Raw genomic sequence first — 24,539 nt, 5'->3', positions numbered from 1 at the left:
CCACCCTTGAGTGATTGAGAATACTCAATCAGAGCAGCGGGCGCAAGCGCGCAACAACCCGCGCGATCAGCGCAGCAGCTTCATGGGGTCCATGTAGGACCCATCCACGATCGTCTCGAAGTGCAGGTGGCAGCCCGTGGAGTTACCCGTTGAACCGACGTAACCAATGGTCTGGCCCTGCTTGACCCGCTGGCCCACGTTCACCGCAACACGCGACATGTGGTTGTAATTGGTAGTCAGCGCGCGGCCCTTCACGATCTTGTGATCAAGCGACACGATGATGCCATGGGTGCTCTTTGAGCCCGCGTACTCCACCTTGCCGGCCGCGGCCGCCTTGATGGGAGCGCCGCACTGGCCGCCGTATCCCCAGTCCTGACCGGCGTGCACATAGCCGCCGGTACCGAAGTAGTCGATGGTCCCGGCAGGCGTGGGGCGCCAGCCGTACGGGGAGGAGATGTAGCCACCGGTGGAGGGAATGATGAGACCCCAGGAGGACTGCGAAGGTGCCTCGCTCGACGGCGTGGAGTTTTCCTTCTCCACGCCGGCGGCACGCTCTGCCTTGTCGGCTTCACGAGCCAACCGCGCTGCGTTGGCTGCCTTCTTCTTAGCGGCGGCCGCCGCTGCGGCGCGCTTCTTCTTGGCTTCCTCTGCCGCCTTGCGGGCTCGCTCCTCCGCCTCACGCTTGAGGCGCTCCTGGCGTTCCTTGATTTGCTGATTGATCGAGGCCTGCTCGGACTTTTGCTGATCAAGCTGCTTCTTGGCTGAGGTGACCTTGCCCTTCAGCGTGGTCTGAGCCGAGGCGGTATCCGCGAGGATCTTGTCCACCTCGTCCTTAGCCGACTGAGCGTCGTCGCGCGCTGTCTTTTGCGTCGCGAGCGCCGCATCCGCCTCCTTTTTCAAGGAGGCAATGTCTTCCTCGACGCTCTTCAGGCGTGCGGCGGCATTGCCCTCTTCCGCGCCCTTCTGACGCAGGGAGGCCAGCGCCTGATTCTGCGACTGGAGCGCCCGGCTGGCCATCTCTATGGAGCCTGCCAGGTCACTCGCGTCCCCACCGGAGGAGAGCAGCATGGACAGATTCCCTCCCACGCCTCCCTGACGGTAGGCCTGTGCGGCGATCTTTCCGGCCATCTGTGAGCTCTGCTGCTGCTCCTCTTGGGTGGACTCGCGCTCGGCATCCAGCTTGGCCTTGGAGGCACGCGCGGTCGAGAGCTTCTTCTGCAGCACCGACACCTGCCCCTGTGCCGCACTCACGCGGCCCTGTGCGTCGGTGAGCTTGCGCTGAGCGGCAGGGAGGGCATCTTGATACTTCTTCAACTTGGCGCCGGCCTCAGCCAGCGTGGTGTTGAGATCCTCAAGATCTTCCTTGCCATTCTCCACCTGCTTGTCGATCTGGCTCTTCTGATCGTCAAGCTTGTCTGCCTGCACCGGGGCAACGCCCAGTCCCAGGCCAAACACGCTGATCAGGACGGTGCCCAGAACGGCGCGTGAGAGTCGTAGTCGTGCGGAAGTCACTTGTGTTCCTTTCTCGCCTGGAGGGGAAGTTTCCCGGCGAACGTCACCAGAAAGATCTCAGACCTTCAGGTAACGCCTTAACGTTAGCAGGGAAGACAGCCCAGCGAGCAGGACGCCAATCAAAATCAGTAGTGGCGCGACCCAGAACATCTCCGTGGGGTCGATGAACGCGACCTGGGGGTTCTCGGCAGCAAGCCGGTCGGTCACCACAAACTGGAGCACGGCCCACAGCACACCGGAGGCCAGGATGGCGCCGATCGCCGCGGCAATCACGCCCTCCAACACGAAGGGCAGCTGAATCACCGACTTGGACGCGCCAACGAGCCGCATGATGCCGGTCTCGCGGCGCCTAGTGAAGGCAGAGAGTCTGATGGTCGTCGCCACCAACAGCACCGCGCACACGATCATCACCGCCGCGATGATCACTGCGACGATGGAAGCCACATTGATGAGCTGGAACACCTTGTCCAGGTATTGGCGTTGATCAGCCACCTGGTCCACGCCGGGCATAGTACTGAAGCGCTCGTTGATGACCTGGTACTTCTCCGGATCAACCAACTTAATGCGGAAGGAGGCCGGCAGCTGATCCGGCTTCACCAAATCCGCCATGGAGGAATTACCGAACTGCTCCTGGAAGTGCTTGTAAGCCTCTTCCGGGGATTCGTATTCGTACATGGCGACGTAGGACTTCATCTCGTCAGACTTAAGCGCATCCTCCACGGCGGTGCGCTGCGACTCTGAGACGGGGGTCGCGGCGCCATCAGCACCGACGGGGCAGTTGGCGGAGACCGACGTGGAGTTGCAGAGGTAAACAGCCACCTGCACCTTGTCGAACCAGTACCCCTTCATCTGCGTGACCTGAGCCTGCAACAGACCCGCCGCGCCCACAAAGCTGAGCGAGACAAAGGTGACAAGAATGACGGAGACCACCATCGAGAGGTTGCGGCGCAACCCCGAGAAGATCTCTGACAGAACGAACGACAACCTCACAGCTCGTCCTCCTCGGAATCGAACGGCGCAATGGCCTGATTTCCGGCGCTGAGGACCAACTGGTCCCCCACCGCGTGATACTCGCCGCCGCGCTCGTCGCGCACCACCTTGCCGTGATCCAGCTCAATCACGCGCCGGCGCATGCGATTCACAATTTCGTCATCGTGCGTCGCCATCACCACGGTGGTCCCGTTCTGGTTAATCCGGTCCAGGATCTCCATGATGCCGCGTCCCGTTTCCGGGTCCAGGTTGCCCGTTGGCTCATCCGCCAGCAGGATCGCCGGGCGGTTCACCACGGCGCGGGCAATGGCCACGCGCTGCTGTTCACCACCGGAGAGCTCATGCGGCATGCGGCCTCCCTTTTCCTTCAAGCCCACGGTCTCCAGGACCTGCGGCACGGTCTCGCGAATCATGGCGCGTGAGCGGCCAATCACCTGCATGGCAAAAGCCACGTTGGCGAAGACGGTCTTGTTGGGCAGCAGGCGGAAGTCCTGGAAGACCACGCCGATGTTGCGGCGCAGCAGGGGGACCTTCCAGCTCGGCAGCTTGTCCACGTTGGTGCCTGCGACGTGCACGGAGCCGGAGCTAGGCCGCTCCTCGCGCAACACCAGGCGGATGAAGGTGGACTTGCCGGAACCGGAGGCGCCCACCAAGAAGGCGAAGTCGCCTCGATCTACCTCGAGGTCAATGTCACTGAGGGCGGGATGCTGGGGCGCGTCGTAGACCTTGGTGACGTGGTCAAATCTGATCATGTGGTCACACAGACGCACCCGCCACCGGCGAAGGCGTCAGGGTGCGACGGGATCGGGGGAAGTAGATCGCCGGCGTTATTGACTGTACGTGCGCTTCCGTGACCGGTTCGTGACCGAGCGCGCGTGTTGCCCAGCGGTTTGCTGTGAAATGCACGACGTCGGCGGCGCGGGTGCCTGCCTCGCTGCCGGTTTGGCGGCGGGCCGGGCCCCTTCACAGGCCCCTAGAACAGGGCGACCTTGTTAGCCGGAGGGAAGATCCGATCCAACTCCGCCAGGTCCTCTGCGGTGGGCTGCCAGAGCCCGGCCTTGGCGTTCTCCTGGATCTGCTCCGGCTTGGTGGCGCCCGCAATCACCGAGGTCACGGGCTCCTGCGCCAGCAGCCAGGAGAACGCGACGTTGACCTCCGTGAGGCCGCGTTCCTGCGCAAAATCACCAAAGGCCTTCAGTTGATCAAAATCTGCCTTCTCCAGGTACTCCTTGCGTGAATGGCTCAGACGGGATCCCTCCGGCGCCACCCCTGAGGAGTACTTTCCGGTCAGCAGCCCATTGGCCAGCGGGAAGTACGGAAGCACCCCAAGCCCGTATTGACGCGAGGCGGGCAGCACCTCCAGCTCCGCTCGGCGATCCAGGAGGTTGTAGTGATTCTGCGCGCTGATGAAGCGCTCCGTGCCCAGTTCGCGGGCAATAAACTCGGCCTCCGCAATCTGCCAGCCGGAGCGGTTTGAGTGGCCCACGTAGCGCACCTTGCCCTGCGTCACCAGGGTGTCCAACGCCGAGAGCGTCTCTTCAATGGGCGTTCCGGGGTCTGGAGTATGGAATTGATACAGGTCAATGTGGTCCGTGTCCAGGCGTTTCAGCGAGGCCTCCACCGACTGCATGATGTACCGACGCGAGCCCCGTGCACCAAAATCCTGCCCGTTGGCGCCGCCGGCATCCATCCCAAACTTGGTGGCCACGACCACCTCATCCCTGTGCCCCTTTAACGCAGCGCCCAAGCGAAGCTCGGACAGCCCCGGCTCCGCCCCGTACATATCCGCCGTGTCGAACAGCGTCACCCCGGCGTCAATCGCTGCATGCACGACGGCGTCTGAGCCAGCTTGTGTGTAGGTGACGGTGCCGCTGCGGCCCAGGTTGTTCAAACCAAGACCGATCTCGGAGACGACCAAGCCGGAGAGGCCAAGGTGGACGTAGTTCATGTCGCTCATGCGTCTCAGCCTAACGGCCTTGCCGGTGGTGCAGCGGGCCTAGCGCTCCGTGACCTTGACCCGGATGGCTTCGCTTCCCGGCACCGACCGGATCAGCGATTCGATCTGGTCGGCATCCGCCGCCGAGTACGCGGCGATGCTCAACTCGACGCCGTCCGCCGCTAGCCGCCGAATGCCGGCAGTGGTGTCTTTGCACACCGCTGCAAAGACCGCACGCCCTACTGGGCCAGGCTTGACTGGGCCCCGGGCATCTCCAAAGGAATTGGTGCCATCGGGACCATGGGTGGCTGCAACGGTGAGGCGCTGCCCATTTCCATCCGGCCAGTCGTACTTCGCCAGTTCGTCATAGGCAGGCTCCATCTCGCAGAGTGACGTCCCGGGGACCACGCCAACCACGTCCTGGTCCACATTGAGATAACCACTGCCGAGGTGGAGTTCGGAGAAGTTGCCGGAAGCCCGCAGCGTGGCCAGCCGGTCCAGCCGTGCGTCCGTGATGTCGTCCCGCCTGGGCACAATCGCCACCGTGTCCTTGCCCAATTCCAACTCAATCTTGTGCCAGGTCATGCCGCCCTGGCCCGCGGCAATGCTCCCAACCTGATGGGCCAGTTCCTTCACCTTGCCCGCATCCAACGCCTGGTCAACCGTAATGGTCGCGTCGCCGCTGCCAGCAAAGGGGAGGTTATTCACGCCGAAACTGGAGACCTCAGTCACGCCAGCCAACTTCCCCACCGCGCTATCGAACTGGTCCGAGGCCTCCGTGCCCCGATTCGCGGAACAGGAGCTGAGCCCAAGGCACCCCAGCGCCAGGAGGGGCAACATGAAAAACCCGGCCACGCGGCGTCGGGCACTGGACTTGGTGTGCGTCATGCCGTGAGACTACTGCACCCTCCAAGGGCGACGGGGCCCAGCGGCTACTCCTGCGCGTCCTGCTCCAGCGGGTCCACAGGAAAGTCGCCCTTGGCCGGCAGCGGGTGCTTGATCCGAGCCTTGAGCGGCTCTGCCCCCGGGGCCACGGCGATGACGGCCTTGGTCAGGTCAGACTTCGCATACTCGCGCAGGCACGACAGCGTGGCCTTGACCGCTGCCTTGGGCTCCGGCGTGAGCACCACGATGCTCAGGCGCGATGGGCCAAAGACGCTGCCCTCCACCGTGCCGAGTCCGCGCCAGGCCAGGTGGCCGGTGAGCCCGCCCACCACGGCGTCACGCAGGCTTCGGTCGCGCGCCGAGCCCTCAACGGTCTTCATCGGGAAGCGCAGGTACAGCCACGACTGCTCCTCGGGAGAGATCTCCCGGTATCCGTCCTCCTGGCACTGCTCCGCGAAGGCCTCCATGAGACCGGCGCCGGCCTCCGGGGTCAACTCATCCTCCACAACCGGGGTCTCGGAAAGCTGGCCCACCGGCCCCTGATTGATCACAAACTGGGCCTGTTCCTCGTCATACCAGGCCTCGCGGAAGGCCATCTGGCCGGCTTCATCGGTGCGAAAGGTGCGAAGGATGGGCATAGGGGTTCTCCTTGGGTGATGCGGTGAAAGTGTACTCATGCGGCGAGGGCGCCAAACTCAGGCTCCGCCCAAGTCAATCAACGCCCTGCCCTGGTCAAAACGGCGCCTGGCCGCGCCGTCAAACGGTGCCTGGCTGGTGCCGACGCTCGCCATTAGTTCGTCGGCGGCCGTGCGCATGCTCGCCATCAGCTCCGGCGGGTAGCCAAACTGCGCCGCGTGCTCCTCAAACTCGTCCTCATCATCCAGGTAGAGGCCCCTGCCGGTCCGTTCCACCACGTCAAGGTCCATGTCGATGGAATGCACCTCCCAGCCAGAGCGCGCCAAGGGGGCCCAGCCAATCCGGGTGGAGATGTCGATGTAGAGGCGCAGGCCGTTGCGATCCTCGCCGGAGTGAAAGGTGGCGATCCACTCCCCCTCAACGGGGACCAGGGTCACCGCGTCGCTACGCGCAAAGAAGGCCATTCCGGGGCGGGCAATAAAAGAACCGGCCGGCTGGAAAATCCATTCGCCGTGCTGGTCTGAGCCCAGGGCTATGCCCGGAACCACCCAATGAGCCAGACCGTTGTACTTCCACGCGCGGCAGACCACCTGATCTCCGGCTTTGAACCCCGCTGGGCGGCGGGGCAATCCGGTGGGAGCGCTCATGCCCCGTCGTCCGTGCGGTGGCCCCGACCGTGCTGCAGGTCATGCCGGATCACGGGCAGCGCGCCCGTGCGTGCGCCGGCGGGCCTGGCGCGGGGCACCTTGGTCCCCAGCACCTGCGCCACCACGTCCTGCGTAATCTTCTGGGCGGTCACGCCCACGCGCTCAAGGACCTGAGCGCGCGTGCCGTGATCAAGGAACTCATCCGGCAATCCCACCTCGTTCAGGCCGGTGTCCACGCCAGCCGCGCGCATCTCCTGGCGCAGTCGCGAGCCCACGCCGCCCGCGCGCACGCCATCCTCCAGCGTCACCACCAAGCGGTGCCGATCCGCCATCTGAATGATGCTTGCCTGCACCGGAAGCACCCAGCGCGGGTCAACCACCGTGGAACTGATGCCCTGGCGCGTCAGCCGCTCCGCGACGTCGAGCGCCAACTCGGCAAAACCGCCCACCGCCACCAGCAGCACATCCGGCTCATCCACGCCCTCATCGCGCAGCACATCGACACCGTCCTCAGTGCGCTGCACCGCGACGATGTCCGCGCCAACCGTGCCCTTGGAGAAGCGCACCACGCTGGGCGCGTCGTCAATGGCCACGGCCTCGCGGAGCAGTTCCTTCAGGCGAGTAGCGTCACGCGGAGCCGCCAAATGGAGGCCGGGGATGGACTGCACCAGCGCCATGTCCCACATACCGTGGTGGCTGGCGCCGTCCGGCCCCGTCACGCCGGCGCGATCCAGAACGAAGGTCACGCCGGCCTTGTGCAACGCCACGTCCATCAGAAGTTGGTCGTAGGCGCGGTTCAGGAACGTGGCATAAATCGCCACGACCGGGTGGAATCCGCCGAAAGCCAGGCCAGCGGCAGAGGCCGCGGCGTGTTGCTCGGCAATGCCCACGTCGATGACGCGTTCCGGGTGCCGCTCCGCCATCGTGGCGAGGCCGGTGGGCTTGAGCATGGCGCCGGTCAGGGCGACGACGTCGGGGCGCTCGTCAGCGATATCGGCCAGTTCCTGGCCAAAGACCTTGGTCCACGAGACGCCCGACGGCGCGGACAGCGGCTTCCCGGTGGCCGGGTCGATGATGCCGACCGAATGGAATTGATCGTCCTCATCATCCATCGCCGGGGCGTAGCCAAAGCCCTTCTGCGTGATGGCATGGACAATGACGGGGCCGCCAAAAGCCTTGGCCGCGGTCAGGGCCTCTTCCAGCTCGGCCTGATTGTGCCCGTCCACGGGGCCCATGTACTTGATGCCCAAATCGGCGAACAACCCCTGCGGCGCCCACCAATCCTTGACGCCGGCCTTGGCCGCATGCAGGGACTTGTAGGTGAATTGCGAGAGCGGATTGCCGTCCTTGAGCCGCTCCTTCATGAACTTCATGGTGTCCTCGTAGCGACGGGACACGCGGACCTTATCGATGTGTCTGCCCACGCTTCCACCAACGCCCTGCATGGTCTGTGCCAGGCCGCCCACCGTCGGCGCGTAGGATCGCCCATTGTCATTCACGACGATGACCGCGTGACGATCATGGTCCGCGGAAATGTTGTTCAGCGCCTCCCAGGCCATGCCGCCCGTCAGGGCGCCGTCCCCAATCACGCCCACCGTCCAGCGATCGTCCTCGCCCGCGAGAGCGCGGGCGCGCGAAATCCCATCAACCCAAGAGAGCGAGCTGGAGGCGTGAGAGGACTCAACGACGTCGTGCTCAGACTCCGCACGGGACGGGTAACCGGAGAGCCCGCCCTCCGTACGCAGCGTGTTGAAATTCTGCCGCCCGGTGACCAGTTTGTGCACGTAAGACTGGTGGCCCGTGTCAAAAACGAGCGTGTCATGCGGGGAATCAAAGACGCGGTGCAGGGCAAGGGTCAGCTCAACCACACCCAAGTTGGGGCCCAGGTGCCCGCCGGTGCGTGCCACGTGGGCAATCAGGAAATCACGGATCTCTTGGCTCAACTGCGCCAGTTCCTCAGGATTGAGCTCACGCAAATCCCGAGGAGAGCGGATCCTCTCCAACACGCTCACGCTTAGTTCCCTTCCAACGGCAATCATGCTTGACGTTCATCGTACCGCCGCGGGCTGGACTCGCCCTCCGTGCCGGGCGGGACGGTGCGTGGCGGTGCGGCGTCTGGGGGCCAAGCGGGGCGGGCGGGGCGGGGCGGGCGGGGCGGGGCGGTCCCCCGGGCGGAACAAGCAGGCCTATCGCCACCAAGCACCCCTCACGCCCGCTCCACGTCGATACGCCCGCTTCCGCGCCACGGCCGCCCACCCCAACGCCGACCCCCGGACGGAACAAGCAGGCCTATCGCCACCAAGCACCCCTCGCGCCCGCTCCACGTCGATACGCCCGCTTCCGCGCCTCGCTCTCCGCTCGCACGCGGTCCCTCACACCACGTGGATTCGGCGGCGCTTGGGCGTGTCTATCCACAGATGGGACTTCGGGCCTCGGCGAGAGCCCGCGTGTGCACTGAACTCAGGTCATGGACCCTCTTTCGCCGCCAACCTTTCCCGAAGAACTCCTGCTTTCGCGCGGGGACACTTGTTTACCGAGGCTCTTTGAACGCGGCGGCGCTGTCAGGCTGACCCGAGGCTCGTACATCGGTAGCGAAGCGTGGCTAGCGGCGACTCGGCCAACCCGGTTCCTCTTCCAGGTTGCCGCGCGGTCCTTAGTCCCAGGCACGGTGTTCTGCTGCGAAACCGCGCTGCATTTGCACGGCTATCCCACCTTCGGAACACCACGTGAGATCACGGTAGCCACCGAATCCACGTCCGCTTTGGGCAAGCAGCGCCCAACCCTTTTATTGCCCGGCGAAGCGCCACGTGAAGCGCAGTACGGGACTCGGATTGTCCGACATCGGCACGTGCTTTCTGACCTTGCGCTCACGGCGGCCGGGTTCACGACCGTCGCCCCCAGCCACGCCGTGGCAGAGGTCCTGGCGCGTGGTCACGTGATCACGTGATCAATGCCATCACTGTCTCCGACGCCGTCGCTCGGTGGGCTGGGCACGGGGCACCGTCGCCGGACCACATCGGTGCGGCGCTGGACGCATTGGGCGGCGACGGTCGAATGGAGCGGGGCCTGGCTCGGCTGGCCGCTGGCCGCGCGGAGAGCGAGTCGCCCGCGGAATCCGGTAGCCGTGCGGTCATGATGGTGGCCGGCGTGCCTCCGCCTCGCTTGCAGCAACCGCTCTTTCGTGAGGACGGATCATTCCTGGCCCGCCCGGACTTTCTCTGGCCAGAGTTCCGATTGGTTGCGGAGGTCGACGGCCGCGTCAAGTACCTGGACCCCACCATGAACGGCGGCCAGGGAGCGGGGTCCGCGGTATTCCTTGAGAAAGAGCGTGAGGATGACATTCTGGCCGCAGGCTACGCCGTGCGCCGGTGGGGATTCAGGCTGATCACTCAAGGTGAGCGCCTCGCGGCCCTTCTGCGCGGCGCAGGCTTGCCATCCGGGCCCCCTCAACTGATGTGAAGCGGCGTCGGGCAACCTCACCGCACCCGACCAAGCAGGCCTATCGCCCCCAAGCACCCCACAAGACCGCTTCCCGCCGATAAGCCCGCTTCCGAGCGAGGGAAACGGGAAAGGGAACGGGAACGGCCCCGAAACCACCCCCGCCGCCCACCAGAACCGGGTACAAAGCCGACCAAGCAGGCCTATCGCCCCCAAGCACCCCACAAGACCGCTTCCCGCCGATAAGCCCGCTTCCGAGCGAAGGAAACGGGAAGAGGAACGGGAAAGGCCCCGGAACCTCGCGAAGAGGTTCCGGGGCCCGCCCCGTTCAAGCCAGCGCTAGCGAATCAGGCGTTGGCCGTGATGCTACGCAGCACGTACTGCAGGATGCCGCCATTGCGGTAGTAGTCGGCCTCGCCCGGGGTGTCGATGCGGACAACCGCGTCGAACTCCGTGGTCTTGCCGTCCGTGGACACCGCGGTGACCTTGACGGTCTTGGGCGTGATGCCCTTGTTGAGCTCGGTGACGCCGGAGACCGAGAAGGTCTCCGTGCCGTCCAGGCCCAGCGTGCCAGCGGACTCGCCCTCGGGGAACTGCAGCGGAAGGACGCCCATACCGATGAGGTTGGAGCGGTGAATACGCTCGTAGCTCTGGGTGATGACGGCCTTGACGCCCAGGAGCGCGGTGCCCTTGGCTGCCCAGTCACGCGAGGACCCGGTGCCGTACTCTTTGCCTGCCAGGACGACCAGCGGGGTGCCGGCGGCCTGGTAGTTCTGCGCCGCGTCATACACGTAGGACTGCGGTGCATCCGCCTGGGTGAAGTCGCGGGTGAAGCCACCCTCGACGCCGTCCAGCAGCTCGTTCTTGATGCGGATGTTCGCGAAGGTGCCGCGAATCATGACCTCGTGGTTGCCACGACGGGAGCCGTAGGAGTTGAAGTCCTTGCGGTCCACGCCGTTGGCGATGAGGTACTGACCCGCGGGGGTCTCCGACTTGAAGGAACCGGCCGGGGAGATGTGGTCGGTGGTGACCGAATCGCCCAGCTTCAGCAGCACGCGTGCGCCGTCGATGTCCTTGACGGGCTCCGGCTCGGTGGACATGCCCTCGAAGTACGGGGGCTTGCGCACGTAGGTGGAGTCCTCTGCCCACTCGAAGGTGTTGCCCTCCGGGGTGTCAATGCCCTGCCAGCGAGCATCGCCATCGAAGACGGACGCGTAGTCCTGGGTGAACATCTCGCGGTCAATCGAGGCGTCCATGACCTGCTGGACCTCGATCGGGTTGGGCCAGATGTCCTTCAGGAAGACGTCGTTGCCGTCCGCATCCTGACCCAGGGCATCGTTCTCGAAGTCGAAGTCCATGGTGCCGGCCAGGGCGTAAGCGATGACCAATGGCGGGGAGGCCAGGTAGTTCATCTTCACGTCCGGGTTGATGCGACCCTCAAAGTTGCGGTTACCGGAGAGCACCGCGGCGGCGGAGAGATCGTTGGCCTGGACGGCCTCAGAGATCTCCGGCTCCAGCGGACCGGAGTTACCGATGCAGGTAGCGCAGCCGTAGCCGACCACAAAGAAGCCGAGCTCCTCGAGGAACGGGATCAGACCCGACTTCTCGTAGTAGTTCGTGACGACCTTGGAACCCGGAGCCACGGAGGTCTTGACCCACGGCTTGGAGGACAGGCCCTTTTGCACGGCGTTGCGCGCCAGGATGGCGGCGGCCAGCATCACGGACGGGTTGGAGGTGTTGGTGCAAGAGGTGATGGAGGCGATCGACACGAAGCCGTGATCCAGCTGGAACTGCCTGCCATCTTCCATGCTCACGTCCACGCCCTTGGACGGGCGGCCAAGGCCAAGCGCGTCCTCGTCGGTGGAGTAGTTGTGGATGTCCTTGCGGAACTGCTCCTTGGCGTCCGTCAGCGCAATGCGATCCTGCGGGCGCTTGGGACCGGCGATCGACGGGACCACGGTGGAGAGGTCCAGCTCGATGTACTCGGAGTAGGCGGCTTCCTTGGAGGCGTCGTGCCAGAGGCCCTGCTCCTTGGTGTAGGCCTCCACCAGCGCCACGTTCTCGTCGGAGCGGCCGGTGAGGCGCAGGTACTCCAGCGTGACGTCGTCGATGGGGAACATGGCGGCCGTGGAGCCAAACTCCGGGGACATGTTGCCGATGGTGGCGCGGTTGGCCAGCGGCACAGCGCCGACACCCTCGCCGTAGAACTCCACGAACTTGCCAACGACACCCTGCTTACGCAGCATCTCGGTGATGGTCAGGACCACGTCGGTGGCGGTGGCGCCGGCCGGGATGGTGCCGGAGAGCTTGAAGCCCACGACCTTGGGGATGAGCATGGAGACGGGCTGGCCAAGCATTGCTGCCTCGGCCTCAATGCCGCCCACGCCCCAACCAAGCACGCCCATACCGTTCACCATGGTGGTGTGGGAGTCGGTGCCAACGCAGGAGTCCGGGTAAGCGCGCAGCTTGCCGTCCACCTCGCGGGTCATGATGGTGCGCGCCAGGTACTCAATGTTGACCTGGTGCACAATGCCGGTTCCCGGGGGAACCACCTTGAAGTCATCAAAGGCGGTCTGGCCCCAGCGCAGGAACTGGTAGCGCTCACCGTTGCGCTGGTACTCGATCTCCATGTTGCGCTCGAGCGCCGCTTCGTTACCGAAGGCGTCGATCTGCACCGAGTGGTCAATGACCAATTCGGCGGGAGCGAGCGGGTTCACGCGGGAGGCGTCGCCGCCCAGGTCCTTGACGGCCTCGCGCATAGTGGCGAGGTCAACAACACAGGGAACACCGGTGAAGTCCTGCATGATCACGCGGGCCGGGGTGAACTGAATCTCCACAGAAGGCTCTGCCTTGGGATCCCAGTTGGCCAGTGCGCGGATGTGATCCGCGGTGATGTTGGCACCGTCTTCGGTGCGCAGGAGGTTCTCCAGCAACACCTTCAGGCTGTACGGCAACTTGTCTGAGCCCTCAACGGCACTCAGCCGGAAAATCTCGTATTCGGTGCCCTGAACGTCCAGTACGCCCTGAGCCCCGAAGCTGTCCACGTTAGTCATGGAACTCCTCTCGCCAAACTCCATCATGATCTCCACGCCGCAGTGGGTGCTAGTGAGGCGAACCTCACTTTGGAACGCAAGTCAGACGCGGCGGAGCTACATTCCACTCTACCGCTGTCAAGAGGCGACGGCCTTCTTACGCAACACGGCCACCGTTTCCAGGTGATGAGTGTGGGGGTAAAGGTCAAAGGCTCGCAGCTGCGTGAGCTCGTAACCGCGGCCGGCAAAGAGTGCCACATCGCGGGCAAAGGATGCCGCATCGCAGGAGACGTAGACGATGCGCTCCGGCTCCACATCGGCAATCGCGGCCACGGCCGCCTTGCCTGCGCCGGAGCGCGGCGGATCCAGCACGACGCCGTCTGGCCGGGTCCCTGCCTCTTCCAGCAGCACGCGCTCCACGCGGCCACGCACCACGCGCGCCTGGGGCGAGGCGTGAAGATTGCGCCTCGCATCTGCGTGCGTGCCGGGGGCGCCTTCCACGGAGAGCACCGAGCCGGTCACACCAACGGACTGTGCCAGCAGGGAGCTAAAGAGACCGGCGCCGGCGTACAGATCAGCCCACGCCTCATCCTCGGCCGGCTCGCCGGCAGCCAGCACCGCGTGGGACAGCGTCGCGGGCGCCGAGCGGTGCACCTGCCAGAAGCCCTCGCCGGTCACGCGGAACTCGTGCCCGTCCACGCTCTCTCGCAGCCACGTGCGACCGGAGACGCGGCGCAGGGCACCCGCGCCGTCCGCTGCCGTGCCGCTCTCCTGCGTCAGCAGAGCCACCGAGGCGGCCTCGCCGACGTGGCGCGCCACGCGGTTGGCGGCGGCGCCCGCCCACTTGACCCCAGCGGCGTCGGGCGTGGCAGGAACCAGCAGGACCAACGGGGGCTGCCCCTGCGGGGCAGAGATCTCCACGCGCCCCAGGCCGGTGAGATCCACCTGGTCAAGGCCAAGCGCGTCCACCGCTTCCACGGCCAGCGGCATGCTCGGCGTGGGCACCAGGTGGTGGCTGCGGGCGGCGCGCATGGCCAGTCGGCCGGCGCGGTCCACGCCGAAGGCGGTGCGGGTGCGCCAATGCAGGCCGTCCTCGCGCTCCTCCTCTGGCGCCTCCACCCCGGCAAAACCGATCGTCGCCGGGTCAAACTTGGCCAGGCGTTCCAGCTGCTCGGTCAGTACCTGGGCCTTCAGCTCGCGCTGGTATGCCAGGTCAAGGTGGCCAAACTCCGCCCCTCCCGGGATGTCCTCGGGGCTCTTCGCCAGCAGCGCGTCAGCGGCTGGCCAGACGTGCGCTACGCGGTGCTCAGAGGCCTCCAGCACCTCCACCACGTCACCTCGCCAGAAGCTATCTCCCTGGCCCGGCTCCGTCAGGCGCACCCGCACCAGCTCCCCCGGCGCACCGTGGCGCACAAAAACCACGCGCCCCTCGTGCCGGGCCACCATCACGCCGCCGTTGGCCACGTTCCCGAGGCGCAGCTCGATCACGGGGGTGTGGGACGTGCCTTGGTCGGCGGTGGGGTGCTGAGTCATGCGTGGGTCTCCTACGGGGACGGGGCCCGGCGGGTGCCGGGTGCGGCGGGCAAGATGCCCGACGGCGGGTGGTTGGCTGCGCTGGCGGCGGTGCCGGTTCGCTGCGATGGGGTCTGAACTCTGGTGCGGTGAAGGGTGAGGTGTGAGCCGGGTGGGGCTCAGCGTGGCGCTGGCGTGGAGCCGGGTTGCTTGAGGCCCTGGCCGGTGGAGGCCAACTGCCACGGCACCGAGGCCACCACCACTCCGGGCTCGAAGTGCAGGCGGGCACGAAGGCGCAGGCCGGTTTGGTTGTGAACAAGTTGCTCCCACCAGCGTCCCACGACGTACTCCGGGATGTAGACCACCACCAGGTCGCGGGGCCGGTCGGCGCGGGATTGGCGGATGTGCTCTAGCAGCGGGCCTGCCAGCTCACGATACGGCGCGGCCAGGACCGTGAGTGGCACCGGCATTCCTAGTCGCTCCCAGGCGGCCGCCGTGCGTTCGGTCTTCTCTGGGTCCACGTCCACCATGACGGCCTCGAGGCGCTGGGGGCGGGTGGCACGGGCAAAGGCGATGGCGCGCAGCAGCGGCTTGCGCAGCGTGGAGACCAGCACAATCGCATGCACTCGGGAGGGCAGCTCGGTGACGGAGGTTTCCGCGTCGATCGCCAACTCGCGATCCACGTCGTCGTAGTGCTTGCGGATTCCCATCATGCCAAGGCTCAGGACCACAATGCCCGCCACGGCAAACCAGGCGCCGTGCAGGAATTTGGTGGACAGGATGACCACCAGGACCAGCGCGGACAGCAGGAATCCGATGAGAGAAAGGGCCTTCTTGCGGCGTAGTGCGGCGCGCAACTGGCGATCAAAGGCCGAGCGCAGGCGCAGGCCCCAATGCCGCACCATGCCCAATTGGGACAGGGTGAAGGAGACAAACACGCCCACCACGTAGAGCTGCACCAGCGTGCCAAGGTGGGCGCCGGTGACCAACACCAAGGCCAGGGCCACGGCCCCCAACAACAGGATGCCGTTGGAGAATCCCATGCGATCCCCCCGCGTGCGCAGCTGGCGTGGCAGGTAGCCGTCCGAGGCCAGGTAGTAGGCAAGTCGCGGGAAGGAGATGAAGCCGACCATGCCTGCGGCCAGCAGCACCACAATCGTGATGACGGAGAAAATGACCACCGGAACACCCGGGCCAAAGACCGCGGTGGCGAGCTGGGCCAGCACGGGGGCCTGGATGTAACCCTGCGGCGCGGTGCCGTCGATGCTCAGCTCCGCGCCTGGATTGGCGACCATGTGGACGCCGGCAGCCACGGAGAGGAAGAGCACCCCAAGGGTCAGGACGGTGGCCGTGATGCCAAGCCACAGCAGGACCCAGCCGGCGTTGCGGGCCTTGGGCTTGGTCAGCTGGGCCACGCCGGAGACGGGAGACTCGAGGCCGGTGAGCGCGGCGGAGCCGGTGGAGAAGGCGCGCAGCACCAGGATGAATCCGGCCACGCCCTCTAGCCCGTTGGGGAACTCGGAGCCGGGGAGGATCTGATAGGCGGCGCTGGGGGCCTGGCCAAGCTGGCCCATCAGCGCCAGCAGACCGCCCACGAAGAGCAGCACACCCAGTGCCCCAACAAAGAGCACGGTGGGCAGCGTGCGCGCCACGGTCCCGCGCCCCACGCCGCGCAGGTTGAGGACCACCAGGACCAGCACGCCCAAGCCGGCCACCCAGCCCTCATGCCCGGACATGGCGGGAATGGCCGCGGTGACGTAATGAGACGCGGCGGACATGGAGACGGCCACGGTCAGCGTGAGGTCCACCAACAGCGCGGAGCCCACCACCACGCCCGCCTTGGGGCCAAGATTCTCTGAGGCGATCTGGTAGTCGCCCTTGCCGGAGGGGTAGGCCCGCACGGAGAGGCGGTAGGACAGGATGAGGATCATCATCACCGCCATGACGCCCACGCCAACCCACGGGCCAAGTTGCACGGCGCTGAGGCCTGCAATGGCCAGCGTGAGCAGGATCTCGTCCGGGGCGTAGGCCAGGGAGGAGAGGGCGTTGGTGGAGAGCGCGGGAAGGGCCACGCGCCTGCGCATGGCAACGAGGCGGGTCCGCCCCGTAATTTCGGGGCGCCCCACGAGGATCCGCTTGAGGGCGTCCAGAAACGTCAGCACCAAGCCAGGGTAGTCGCACAGAGGCCGCGGTGCGCACTCTCCCGGGCGCAACGTGCAAGACTGTTCCGCGCGGAGGCCGCCCGGCCCCGCACACGCTTGATTGGGAAGAGAGCGGGTCGCCATGGCGCACTTTGTGATCATGGGCTGTGGGCGCGTTGGCGCCAGCCTGGCCCACACGCTGGAGGATGACGGCCATTCGGTGGCAGTGATTGACCGCGATCCCACGGCGTTTCGCCGCCTGCGCCCCAGCTTTGAGGGCAGCACGGTCACTGGTGTGGGTTTTGACCGCGACACGTTAGAGGCCGCCCGAATTGCTGAGGCCTACGCCTTTGCAGCGGTCTCCTCAGGGGATAACTCCAACATCCTCGCCACGCGGGTGGCCCGTGAGCAATACCACGTGGGCCACGTGGTGGCACGCATCTACGATCCGGGGCGGGCGGAGGTCTACCAGCGCCTCGGTATCCCCACGGTGGCCTCCGTACGCTGGAGCACGGATCAGGTGCTGCGGCGCATCCTGCCGGAGCACAGCCTCTCCGGTGACTTCCGCGAGGCCTCCGGGCGCCTGGTGCTGCGGGAGCTGGCCACGGATCCGTCCTGGTACGGCATGCCGCTGGCCAAGCTGGAGTCACTGGTGGGCGTGCGCGTGGCGTACCTGACCCGCTTTGGCGAGGGGGTGCTCCCCACGGAGGACACCCGCTATCAGGAGGGGGACGTGCTGCACGGCATGCTCCCCGTGAAGAGTTCTTCCCAGATTGACCGACTGCTGGCGTCCACGCCGGCACGCGCCGCCCAGGTGGCTGCGGAGCAGGAGGCGGACAAGTGAAGGTAGTCATCGCTGGCGGCGGCTCGGTTGGCCTGTCCATTGCGCGCGAGCTGTTGCGCCATCACCACTCCGTCCTGATCATCGACGAGAACGAGATCCCCTCTGATCGCGACGGCTTTGAGGCCGCCAGCTGGTACGTGGGAGACGCCTGCGAAATGGCCACCCTGAAGCTGGCCGGTGTGGAGGAGGCGGACGTGGTGGTCTCTGCCACGGGAGATGACAAGGCAAACCTGGTGGTCTCCTTGCTGGCCAAGACGGAGTTTGGCGTGGGCCGCACCGTGGGCCGCGTCAACAACCCCAAAAATGACTGGATGTTCGACGACGCCTGGGGCGTGGACGTGGCCGTGTCCACCCCGCGCCTCATGACCGCGCTGGTGGAGGAAGCGGTGGAGGTGGGCGACGTGGTGCGCCTGCTGACGCTGCGCACCGGTGAGACCACCATGGTGGCCTACACCGTGCCGTTCGACGGCGCCCCGGTGGGCCGGTTGGTGGGTTCCTACCGCTGGCCCGACGGCGTGGTGCCGGTAGCCGTACTCCGCGACGACATCCCGTTTGCCCCCTCCCCTGACGACGTCTTTGAGGGCGACGACGAGGTCTTTTTCCTCACGGCCATGGACGCCGAGCCGGCGCTGCGCGAATTGCTCGCCGCGCGGGCTTAGACCCGATCGGTGGGGTGGTGAGGACCGGTCTCCGGTGCGGCCACCTGGGATGCCGCTGGCGGGCGCGTCATCATCCAGGCCAGGGCAAGGGCGCCGATGTACAGCGGGGTGCCCATGACCAGGCGTGCCGTGCCGAGCGCCGTCACGGCGTCAGCGAAATAGAGCGGAACTTGGACTACCAAGCGCAGCGCCAGGACGCCGATCAGCAGCCAGGTCGCAGCCGTATACATCCGCAGGCGGGCCCTGTCCTTGCGCCACTCAACATTCTCCCCGCGAATGAATCCGAAGAGCAGGCCGATCACGGGCCATTTCACGAACGCAGAAATGGCGAATGCCACGATGTAGGCAATGTTAATGAAGAAGCCCGGGACGTAATAGTCGCGTGCCTCCCCGCCCACCCTGGCGAAGATGGCGCAGATGATCACGCCAACGAGCCCAGAGACGGCCGGGGTCACGTTGCGCTTGGAGACCAGCCGGATCACCAGCAGGATCACACCCACGCCCACGGAGGCGATCAGGGCGGGGTTGAGCTCCCTGGCAAAGATGAAGACGGCAAGGAAGACCATGCCAGGCGCCAGCGTCTCCACCAGCCCGCGAATCCCGCCAAGGGAGGCCAGAACGTCAATGTTGCCTGCCCCGGTGCGCTTGAGGTTGCTGTTCGCCGCCAACTGGGCCGCGACGGAGCCCATGAGCGGCTCCGCCTGGCCGGGCTGGGGCTCATGCGAAGCAGGCTGCGGCTCATTCTCCGGGTGGCTCATGCGTGGTCTTCTTCCATCTCCAGGATTTCGTACCGGGGGTCATACATCACCGGGGACTCCCCATCCAGTGTCAGCAATCCGGTGCAGCGCAGCCAGGTGCCTGCGTCCACGCCGGGCACCTTGCGCTGACCAATCCAGCGCAGGCGCACCCTCTGCACCCGCTGCTTTCGCCCACCGGGGGGCGCCACGTCCGGGGCAAGCATGGCCCCAAAGACGGGTGCTGCGGAGGCGGCGGGGTACGTCACGGATTCCACATAGCCGCGCAACTCCACGCGGCCGCGCTGCGGCAGTTGACCCCACCCCGCCTGGTCCGCCACGGGATCAGCCAATCTGGGTGATCTCGGGCCCACGCTTGGGGGCCTGGTCCGTCAGCGGGTCGGCTTCCTCCGACTCGGGCTCCGGAAGCGGAACGCTCTGCCCGTCCGGCAGGTGCAACGGCAGCAGCTCGGTGGGCGCCATGGGCGTCTGGCCGCGATCAACCACCACACCGCCCAGGAGCTCCTCCAGCGGCTTGGCCGCCTCCTCGTTGATGGCCGCGGGGCCACCAAAAACGGCCCTGAGGAACCACCTGGGGCCGTCCACGCCCACAAAGCGGGCAATCATGGTGCCCTGGCTGCCGTCCGGGCCGGTGCCTGGCACACGCGCCAGCAGCTCCTCGCCAAAGCGGCCCTCGCGCCGATCGGTGCGGCCGCCCTGGGCGGTCACCGACTGATCAATCTGCGAGGAGATGCCTGGCCACAGGGTGTCAGACTTGGGGGCGGCGAAGGCCTGCAGCTGCACGCGAGAGCCGTCCATCTCCAGTGCCACAGACACGATGGCCTGCGACTCCTGCTCCACCTCAAGGTTCAGATTCATGCCGGCGAGCGGCGGGATGCGCAGCGAACCAAGGTCCACCAGCTCCGGGGTGTCCCCCACCTCGGAGGCGTCCAGCGGGCCACGGGTTCGGTCGGACTTCTTCGCGGCCCCGAAGTCTGCGGCGCCCTTGGCGTCGGCATCATCTTTGGAACCGGCCGTGCCCTTGGAACCGGCCGTGCCCGACGACGCGGTCTTGGCTTTCGCGTCGGAGCTCGCCTTGGGCTTGGCCTCGGGGCTTTCTTCCGCCTCAGTCGAGTCGGCGTCCTGCTCGTTGAGCAGGGCCTCCTCTTCTGCGGCTTTGGCTTCCTTCTTCTTGCGACCGAACATGGTCATCCTTCCTTTGCCGCTGTCGCGGCCTCGAAACCACCCGTGGACCCGAATCCGCGGGCCCCGCGTGCGGACTCCCCCAGATCATCGACTTCCACGAAGGCTGCACGTTCCACGCGCTGCACCAAAAGCTGGGCGATGCGATCACCCCGGCGCAGTGTCACCGGCTGGGTGGCGTCGGTATTGAGTAGGTTGATCAGGAGTTCTCCGCGGTAGCCGGAGTCCACAGTGCCGGGCGCATTCACGATCGTGACGCCGTGTTTGGCGGCGAGGCCGGAGCGGGGATGCACCAGCCCCACGTAGCCATCAGGGAGCGCAATGGCGAGCCCCGTCGGGACGAGCTGGCGTTGACCGGGAGCCAGCGTCACGTCCTCCCTGGCATAGAGATCAGCTCCTGCATCCCCTGGCAGTGCGTACGCCGGGAGGGGTAGCCCCGGGTCTAAACGGCGCACTCGCACCATCATGTCCGGCTCAGCGCTCATCTTTCCTCACGTCCACAGTCGAGATTCGGTCCGGCCCATGGGGCACCGGTCAACCGGCGTCCACTCTAGCGGCTCGCCGGTAGGATGGAGGCTATGTCCACGCCCTCCGCGTCCACTCCCACGTCCTACACCGAAAAGCTGCGAGCACCCTGGTGGCTGTGGCTTGTGGTGGCAGGAATCTCCATCGCTATTGGCCTGGCGCTCTCCCCCACGAACCCCGTCCTGTGCGGCATCCTGATCGCCGTGGCCTTCATCATCGCCGTGGTCCTGCTGACGGTCTCCGCCCCCACCATCGCGGTCAATGAACAGACTCTGTCCGTGGGACGGGCCAGCATCGAGCGCCAGTTCTTGGGCGAGGTCACCGGCCATCGCGGCGAGAGCGCGCGCTACGAGCGTGGACGCGGCCTGCATGGCCTGGCCTTCATGTGCTTCCGTGGCTGGGTGGACCCGGTGGTGAAGGTCATCATCACCGACCCGCGCGATGAGACGCCGTATTGGCTCTTCTCCACTCGCAGGCCGGAGGAGTTGATTGCTGCCCTGGGCGGTCACATGGTGCACAGCGACCCGGACAACGCCGGGGTCATCACCGAAGCGAGTGAGCCAAGCTCCTTGGAGCGCGAACGCCTTCAGCGCATCGAGGACGCCAAGCGCGAGGAAACCGGCCCGCAGGCCTAAGCACACGGCGTCGGGCAGGAAAATGCCCGCCCAAGACAGAGCGAGCAAAACAGAGCGAGGGGGTCACCATCCAGTGGATGGTGACCCCCTCGCTCTGTGCCCGAAAGGAGCGGGAGCTTAGCTCTCGCAGTCCTTGCAGTAGTACAGCCCGCCGCGCTCTGCCGCGACCTGGGAGCGGTGACGCACCAGGAAGCAGGAGGCACAGGTGAACTCATCGGATTGCGCCGGCAGGACTGTGACCTGCAACTCCTCGTTGGAGAGGTCGGCGCCGGGCAGCTCAAAACTATCTGCGGCCTCGGCCTCGTCTTCGTCCACGACGGAAGACTGTGAATCGTTGCGACGCCCCTTCAGCTCCTCGAGGGAGTCCTCGCGGACATCTTCTTCGTTCTTGCGGGGCGCGTCGTAATCGGTGGCCACTTTTCCCTCTAACCTCTGCGAAATGTGTCTGATGCTCACGTGTGAGAGACCTGGAACACAACGGTCAACCCCACGTGTCGGAGCGATTACACACCAGACTGGCCCGGATAACAAACCCTGTTCGCCGCAGGTGGACAAAATGCGTTGCCCACCCGCTCCCCCACGGCGCTCAGGTGAAGGCCAAGTGTCAAGAGTTGACGCGCCGATCCGCACAAATGCCGCACGAGTGATGCCGATAATGGGAGGCTGGGGAGGTAGACCGTCGAGAGCGAGCTGGAGGCAAGGCATGGATCACCTCGAGTTGGTGCGTATCCACGACACCGGAACCGAGCTCGTCGTTCGCACCCCAGACGGCACCGAGTACCTGTTGGCGCTGGACGCGACCCTGAAGCGCGCCGTGAAGACGCCGCACCCCACCCCCGCCGCGCCGGTGATCGAGGGCGCCCCCTTGGCCCCGCGGGAGATCCAGGCACGCATCCGCGGCGGAGCCACCGCCGCTGAGGTGGCCGAGGACTCTGGCACGCCGCTGGAGAACATCCTGCGTTACGAGGGCCCCGTCCTCGCCGAGCGGGACTACATTGCCCGCCGGGCCCTGGACATTGAGGTCTCCGCGCCGCTGGCGCACGAGGGCTACCGCGCCGCCTTTGGTGACGAGCCCGCCTCCCTCGGCGAGATGGTCCGGACCCGTCTGCGTTCCTTTGGCGTGAACCCCGCCTCCCTGGTCTGGGACGCCTGGAAGCTTGATTCGGGGACGTGGCGCGTCGTGGCGCGCTTTGAGGTTCCGGAGGGCGCCGCCGCGATCGGCGAGGAGCCGCCGGCCGAATGGACCTTCCACCCCGCGCGCCGCCACCTGGAGAACGCCAACCGTTGGGGGCAGGTGCTCTCCGAGTGGGAGCCATGGGACGTGCTCCCCACCCAGCGCCGCCTGGTTCCCGTGGATGATCGCCCCTACGACGTGGACGCCTCCGAGCCCATCGCGGGCCCAGCGGACCCGGATCCGCAGGCCCCCCGCGGCCGCGAGCCGCAGGACGATGGCCTGCTTGACGTGCTGACGCGCCGGCGCGGCACGCGCGTGGGAGAGGACGCAGACGGGGACGACGCCTTGGCGCACCTGATTGCCCGCTCTCACCAGGAGCGCGAGACAGGCCACGGCAGCACCTGGAAGCGCGATAGCGCCTGGCAGGCACCCAAGGACACCGAGGCCACGAAGCAGGGCGCTGAGGGCCCCACTGACGACTCAGGCTCCGAGGACCAGGCCGAACCCCAGCCAACGCCCCGCCGGTCCCCCTGGGGCTTGGGTGGCAAGGATTCCAAGCGCGGCGCTGAGTCACAGCAGCACACCGAATCGAAGCCGCATACAGAATCGAAGCCGAAGACAGAATCGAAGCACAGCACCGACGCGGTGCCGGGCCCCGAGCGCACGGATGGACTGCGCGCGCCGGACGGGCTTGATCGCGCCTGGCCGCCGCTGAGGCGCGTGCCGGATCCCATTCCGGCGACGCGTCACAACGAGACGGTGCTGGCGGACGACGATGCCGACTCGGCTCGCGGGCACAAGAAGCGCCGCTCGCAGGTGCCCAGCTGGGACGAGATCGTCTTTGGGCGTTCCGCCAAGGGTGACGACGAGGACGAACCGGAGGCCTAGCCCCCGGCGAGGATCAGCAGCGGCACCTTACGCTCAGACGGCGTGAGGGAGCCGTGCTGGCCCACCATGTCAAAGGCGTGCGGGGCCACCCTGCGCCCGTCGTAGAAGGCCACCGAGCCGTGCGCGGCGATGAGCACGTCACCTACTCGCTCCCGCACTCCCGGCGCCCACTGCGGACCCAGCCACCCGGCGTCGGACAGTTCATCACGCGTCAAGACCCAGGCAACGTCGCCGAAGGCCGCCTTCCACGCGTCGATGGTTCCCTGGCGCGTTTCCGCGCTGGCCGCTGGGTCAAAGTGCAGCTGGACGCCGCGCGGCTCCCCCGCGGTGAGCGCCACGCCCTCCAGCAATTCTGGGCGCTCCGAGTAGTCAATCCGGCCGCTGGCGGGAACGTCCACCATGCCGTGATCCGCGGTGAGCAGCACCAGCGTGTTGGGACCCGCGCCCGCGATCAGTCGGCGCATGGCGGAGTCCAGCTCCTCCAGCGCGTGGAGCCACTGCTGGGACTCCACCCCGTGGGCGTGCCCCGCCTTGTCCAGGTCATCCCAGTACAGGTACACCAGCGCGTCCTTGTGCTGGCGCAGCGCGGCCAGGGCCGCGCCCACCCGCGCGGGCGGGCTCGTGGCCTCCATGAACTCGCCGCCGCGCAGGCCGGCCCGGGTCAACGGACTGTCGCGGAACTTGGGGCGGGAGACCGTCACGACGCTGCGGCGCTCCTGCAGCCGCTCAAACACCGTCGGCACTACCTGCCACGTTGCCGGGTCAAGGTCACCGGGCCAGCCGCCCAGCTGATTCACGATGCGGGGGCCGGCGGGGTCCATGACGTCGTAGCCCACAATCCCGTGCTGCGACGGCGGCACACCGGTGGCCAGCGAGGCCAGGGCGGCGGCTGTGGTGGTGGGGAAGACCGTATCAAGGGTGCGCGAGGACGGGTGTTGCCCGGCCTGGCGCAACGTGGGCGCGTAACCGGCAAAACGCTTGAGCAGGCGGGCGCCTAGCCCATCCACCAGGACCACCACCACCCGGTTGGCCCGGGGCAGCTGCAGCGCGTTCTTGAAGCCGGGCTCGCCAAGGGCGGCGGCGGCAGAGGTCATGAGCTCCGTCAGGGAGCCGCTTCCGTAGGCGGGCGCCGCGGGGGGCGCCACCGG

The 24,539-nt window shown here is 66.5% G+C and carries 22 protein-coding genes; 5 read left to right on the top strand and 17 right to left on the bottom strand.

What is annotated here, in order from left to right:
• Positions 1-66 precede the first annotated feature (66 nt).
• From DWQ67_RS02560 to dxs, 8 genes are all read right to left on the bottom strand, one after another.
• The gene (locus DWQ67_RS02560; RefSeq protein ID WP_121483991.1) at positions 67-1,512 is read right to left on the bottom strand and encodes a M23 family metallopeptidase; all 1,446 of its coding nucleotides are present in this window, start codon (positions 1,510-1,512) and stop codon (positions 67-69) included.
• Positions 1,513-1,569: 57 nt separating this feature from the next.
• The gene (ftsX, locus tag DWQ67_RS02555) at positions 1,570-2,502 is read right to left on the bottom strand and encodes a permease-like cell division protein FtsX (protein ID WP_121483990.1); all 933 of its coding nucleotides are present in this window, start codon (positions 2,500-2,502) and stop codon (positions 1,570-1,572) included.
• Entirely contained in the window at positions 2,499-3,254 is a 756-nt protein-coding gene (ftsE, locus tag DWQ67_RS02550; RefSeq protein ID WP_121483989.1) for a cell division ATP-binding protein FtsE, read from the bottom strand. The genes ftsX and ftsE overlap by 4 nt, the downstream gene beginning before the upstream one ends.
• Before the next feature lie 221 nt (positions 3,255-3,475).
• Entirely contained in the window at positions 3,476-4,450 is a 975-nt protein-coding gene (locus DWQ67_RS02545; protein WP_121484248.1) for an aldo/keto reductase, read from the bottom strand.
• A 48-nt stretch (positions 4,451-4,498) separates the two neighbouring features.
• On the bottom strand, positions 4,499-5,326 hold the full coding sequence (locus tag DWQ67_RS02540) for a hypothetical protein (RefSeq protein ID WP_121483988.1): 828 nt from the start codon (positions 5,324-5,326) through the stop codon (positions 4,499-4,501).
• A gap of 44 nt (positions 5,327-5,370) precedes the next feature.
• Positions 5,371-5,961 carry a hypothetical protein gene (locus tag DWQ67_RS02535; RefSeq protein WP_121483987.1) on the bottom strand — a complete coding sequence of 197 codons (591 nt, stop codon included), beginning with the start codon at positions 5,959-5,961 and terminating at the stop codon, positions 5,371-5,373.
• A gap of 57 nt (positions 5,962-6,018) precedes the next feature.
• Positions 6,019-6,606, bottom strand: coding sequence for a DUF402 domain-containing protein (locus tag DWQ67_RS02530; RefSeq protein WP_121483986.1), 588 nt, complete (start codon positions 6,604-6,606; stop codon positions 6,019-6,021).
• Entirely contained in the window at positions 6,603-8,618 is a 2,016-nt protein-coding gene (gene dxs, locus DWQ67_RS02525; protein WP_121483985.1) for a 1-deoxy-D-xylulose-5-phosphate synthase, read from the bottom strand. Before dxs ends, DWQ67_RS02530 begins: the two co-directional genes overlap by 4 nt.
• Before the next feature lie 931 nt (positions 8,619-9,549).
• Here dxs and DWQ67_RS02520 point away from each other — a divergent pair.
• Positions 9,550-10,065 carry a hypothetical protein gene (locus DWQ67_RS02520; RefSeq protein ID WP_121483984.1) on the top strand — a complete coding sequence of 172 codons (516 nt, stop codon included), beginning with the start codon at positions 9,550-9,552 and terminating at the stop codon, positions 10,063-10,065.
• A 326-nt stretch (positions 10,066-10,391) separates the two neighbouring features.
• Here the strand turns inward: DWQ67_RS02520 and acnA are convergent, their stop codons facing one another.
• The 3 genes from acnA to DWQ67_RS02505 form a co-directional block, all read right to left on the bottom strand.
• Positions 10,392-13,097 (bottom strand): aconitate hydratase AcnA, encoded by a 2,706-nt coding sequence (gene acnA / locus DWQ67_RS02515; RefSeq protein ID WP_121484247.1) that lies wholly within the window; start codon positions 13,095-13,097, stop codon positions 10,392-10,394.
• 117 nt (positions 13,098-13,214) lie between these two features.
• Positions 13,215-14,609 carry a class I SAM-dependent RNA methyltransferase gene (locus DWQ67_RS02510; RefSeq protein WP_121483983.1) on the bottom strand — a complete coding sequence of 465 codons (1,395 nt, stop codon included), beginning with the start codon at positions 14,607-14,609 and terminating at the stop codon, positions 13,215-13,217.
• A 158-nt stretch (positions 14,610-14,767) separates the two neighbouring features.
• Positions 14,768-16,750: an APC family permease gene (locus tag DWQ67_RS02505; protein ID WP_233555874.1), complete on the bottom strand. Its 1,983-nt coding sequence runs from the start codon at positions 16,748-16,750 to the stop codon at positions 14,768-14,770.
• A gap of 121 nt (positions 16,751-16,871) precedes the next feature.
• On the opposite strand from DWQ67_RS02505, the gene DWQ67_RS02500 reads away from it, so the two are divergent.
• Entirely contained in the window at positions 16,872-17,573 is a 702-nt protein-coding gene (locus tag DWQ67_RS02500) for a potassium channel family protein (RefSeq protein ID WP_121483982.1), read from the top strand.
• On the top strand, positions 17,570-18,232 hold the full coding sequence (locus DWQ67_RS02495; protein WP_121483981.1) for a potassium channel family protein: 663 nt from the start codon (positions 17,570-17,572) through the stop codon (positions 18,230-18,232). The genes DWQ67_RS02500 and DWQ67_RS02495 overlap by 4 nt, the downstream gene beginning before the upstream one ends.
• Here DWQ67_RS02495 and DWQ67_RS02490 read toward each other — a convergent pair.
• From DWQ67_RS02490 to dut, 4 genes are read right to left on the bottom strand one after another with little or no spacing between them, the layout of a single operon-like run.
• Entirely contained in the window at positions 18,229-18,990 is a 762-nt protein-coding gene (locus tag DWQ67_RS02490) for a DUF3159 domain-containing protein (RefSeq protein ID WP_233555873.1), read from the bottom strand. The two genes, DWQ67_RS02495 and DWQ67_RS02490, sit on opposite strands and share 4 nt — an antisense overlap.
• The gene (locus DWQ67_RS02485) at positions 18,987-19,307 is read right to left on the bottom strand and encodes a hypothetical protein (protein ID WP_233555872.1); all 321 of its coding nucleotides are present in this window, start codon (positions 19,305-19,307) and stop codon (positions 18,987-18,989) included. The genes DWQ67_RS02490 and DWQ67_RS02485 overlap by 4 nt, the downstream gene beginning before the upstream one ends.
• Positions 19,308-19,311: 4 nt before the next feature.
• The gene (locus DWQ67_RS02480) at positions 19,312-20,178 is read right to left on the bottom strand and encodes a DUF3710 domain-containing protein (protein WP_121483979.1); all 867 of its coding nucleotides are present in this window, start codon (positions 20,176-20,178) and stop codon (positions 19,312-19,314) included.
• A complete protein-coding gene (gene dut, locus DWQ67_RS02475) occupies positions 20,175-20,654 on the bottom strand; it encodes a dUTP diphosphatase (protein ID WP_199712576.1) in 480 nt (159 codons plus the stop codon). The genes DWQ67_RS02480 and dut overlap by 4 nt, the downstream gene beginning before the upstream one ends.
• A 93-nt stretch (positions 20,655-20,747) precedes the next feature.
• Here dut and DWQ67_RS02470 point away from each other — a divergent pair, with 93 nt between their 5' ends.
• Entirely contained in the window at positions 20,748-21,329 is a 582-nt protein-coding gene (locus DWQ67_RS02470) for a DUF3093 domain-containing protein (RefSeq protein WP_233555871.1), read from the top strand.
• A 117-nt stretch (positions 21,330-21,446) separates the two neighbouring features.
• Here the strand turns inward: DWQ67_RS02470 and DWQ67_RS02465 are convergent, their stop codons facing one another.
• Positions 21,447-21,746, bottom strand: a complete 300-nt coding sequence (locus tag DWQ67_RS02465) for a DUF4193 domain-containing protein (RefSeq protein ID WP_121483977.1) — start codon at positions 21,744-21,746, stop codon at positions 21,447-21,449.
• Between the two features lie 286 nt (positions 21,747-22,032).
• Here DWQ67_RS02465 and sepH point away from each other — a divergent pair, with 286 nt between their 5' ends.
• A complete protein-coding gene (gene sepH / locus DWQ67_RS02460) occupies positions 22,033-23,391 on the top strand; it encodes a septation protein SepH (protein WP_158595335.1) in 1,359 nt (452 codons plus the stop codon).
• On the opposite strand, the gene DWQ67_RS02455 is transcribed toward sepH, so the two are convergent.
• Complete coding sequence (locus DWQ67_RS02455) at positions 23,388-24,536, bottom strand: alkaline phosphatase family protein (protein ID WP_233555870.1); 1,149 nt, start codon at positions 24,534-24,536, stop codon at positions 23,388-23,390. The genes sepH and DWQ67_RS02455 overlap by 4 nt on opposite strands.
• Positions 24,537-24,539 lie beyond the last annotated feature (3 nt).

Source organism: Galactobacter caseinivorans (assembly GCF_003640665.1).
GTDB classification, from domain to species: domain Bacteria; phylum Actinomycetota; class Actinomycetes; order Actinomycetales; family Micrococcaceae; genus Galactobacter; species Galactobacter caseinivorans.
The sequence above is the reverse complement of the archived record's forward strand: the minus strand, read 5'-3'. Positions and strand labels throughout refer to the sequence as shown.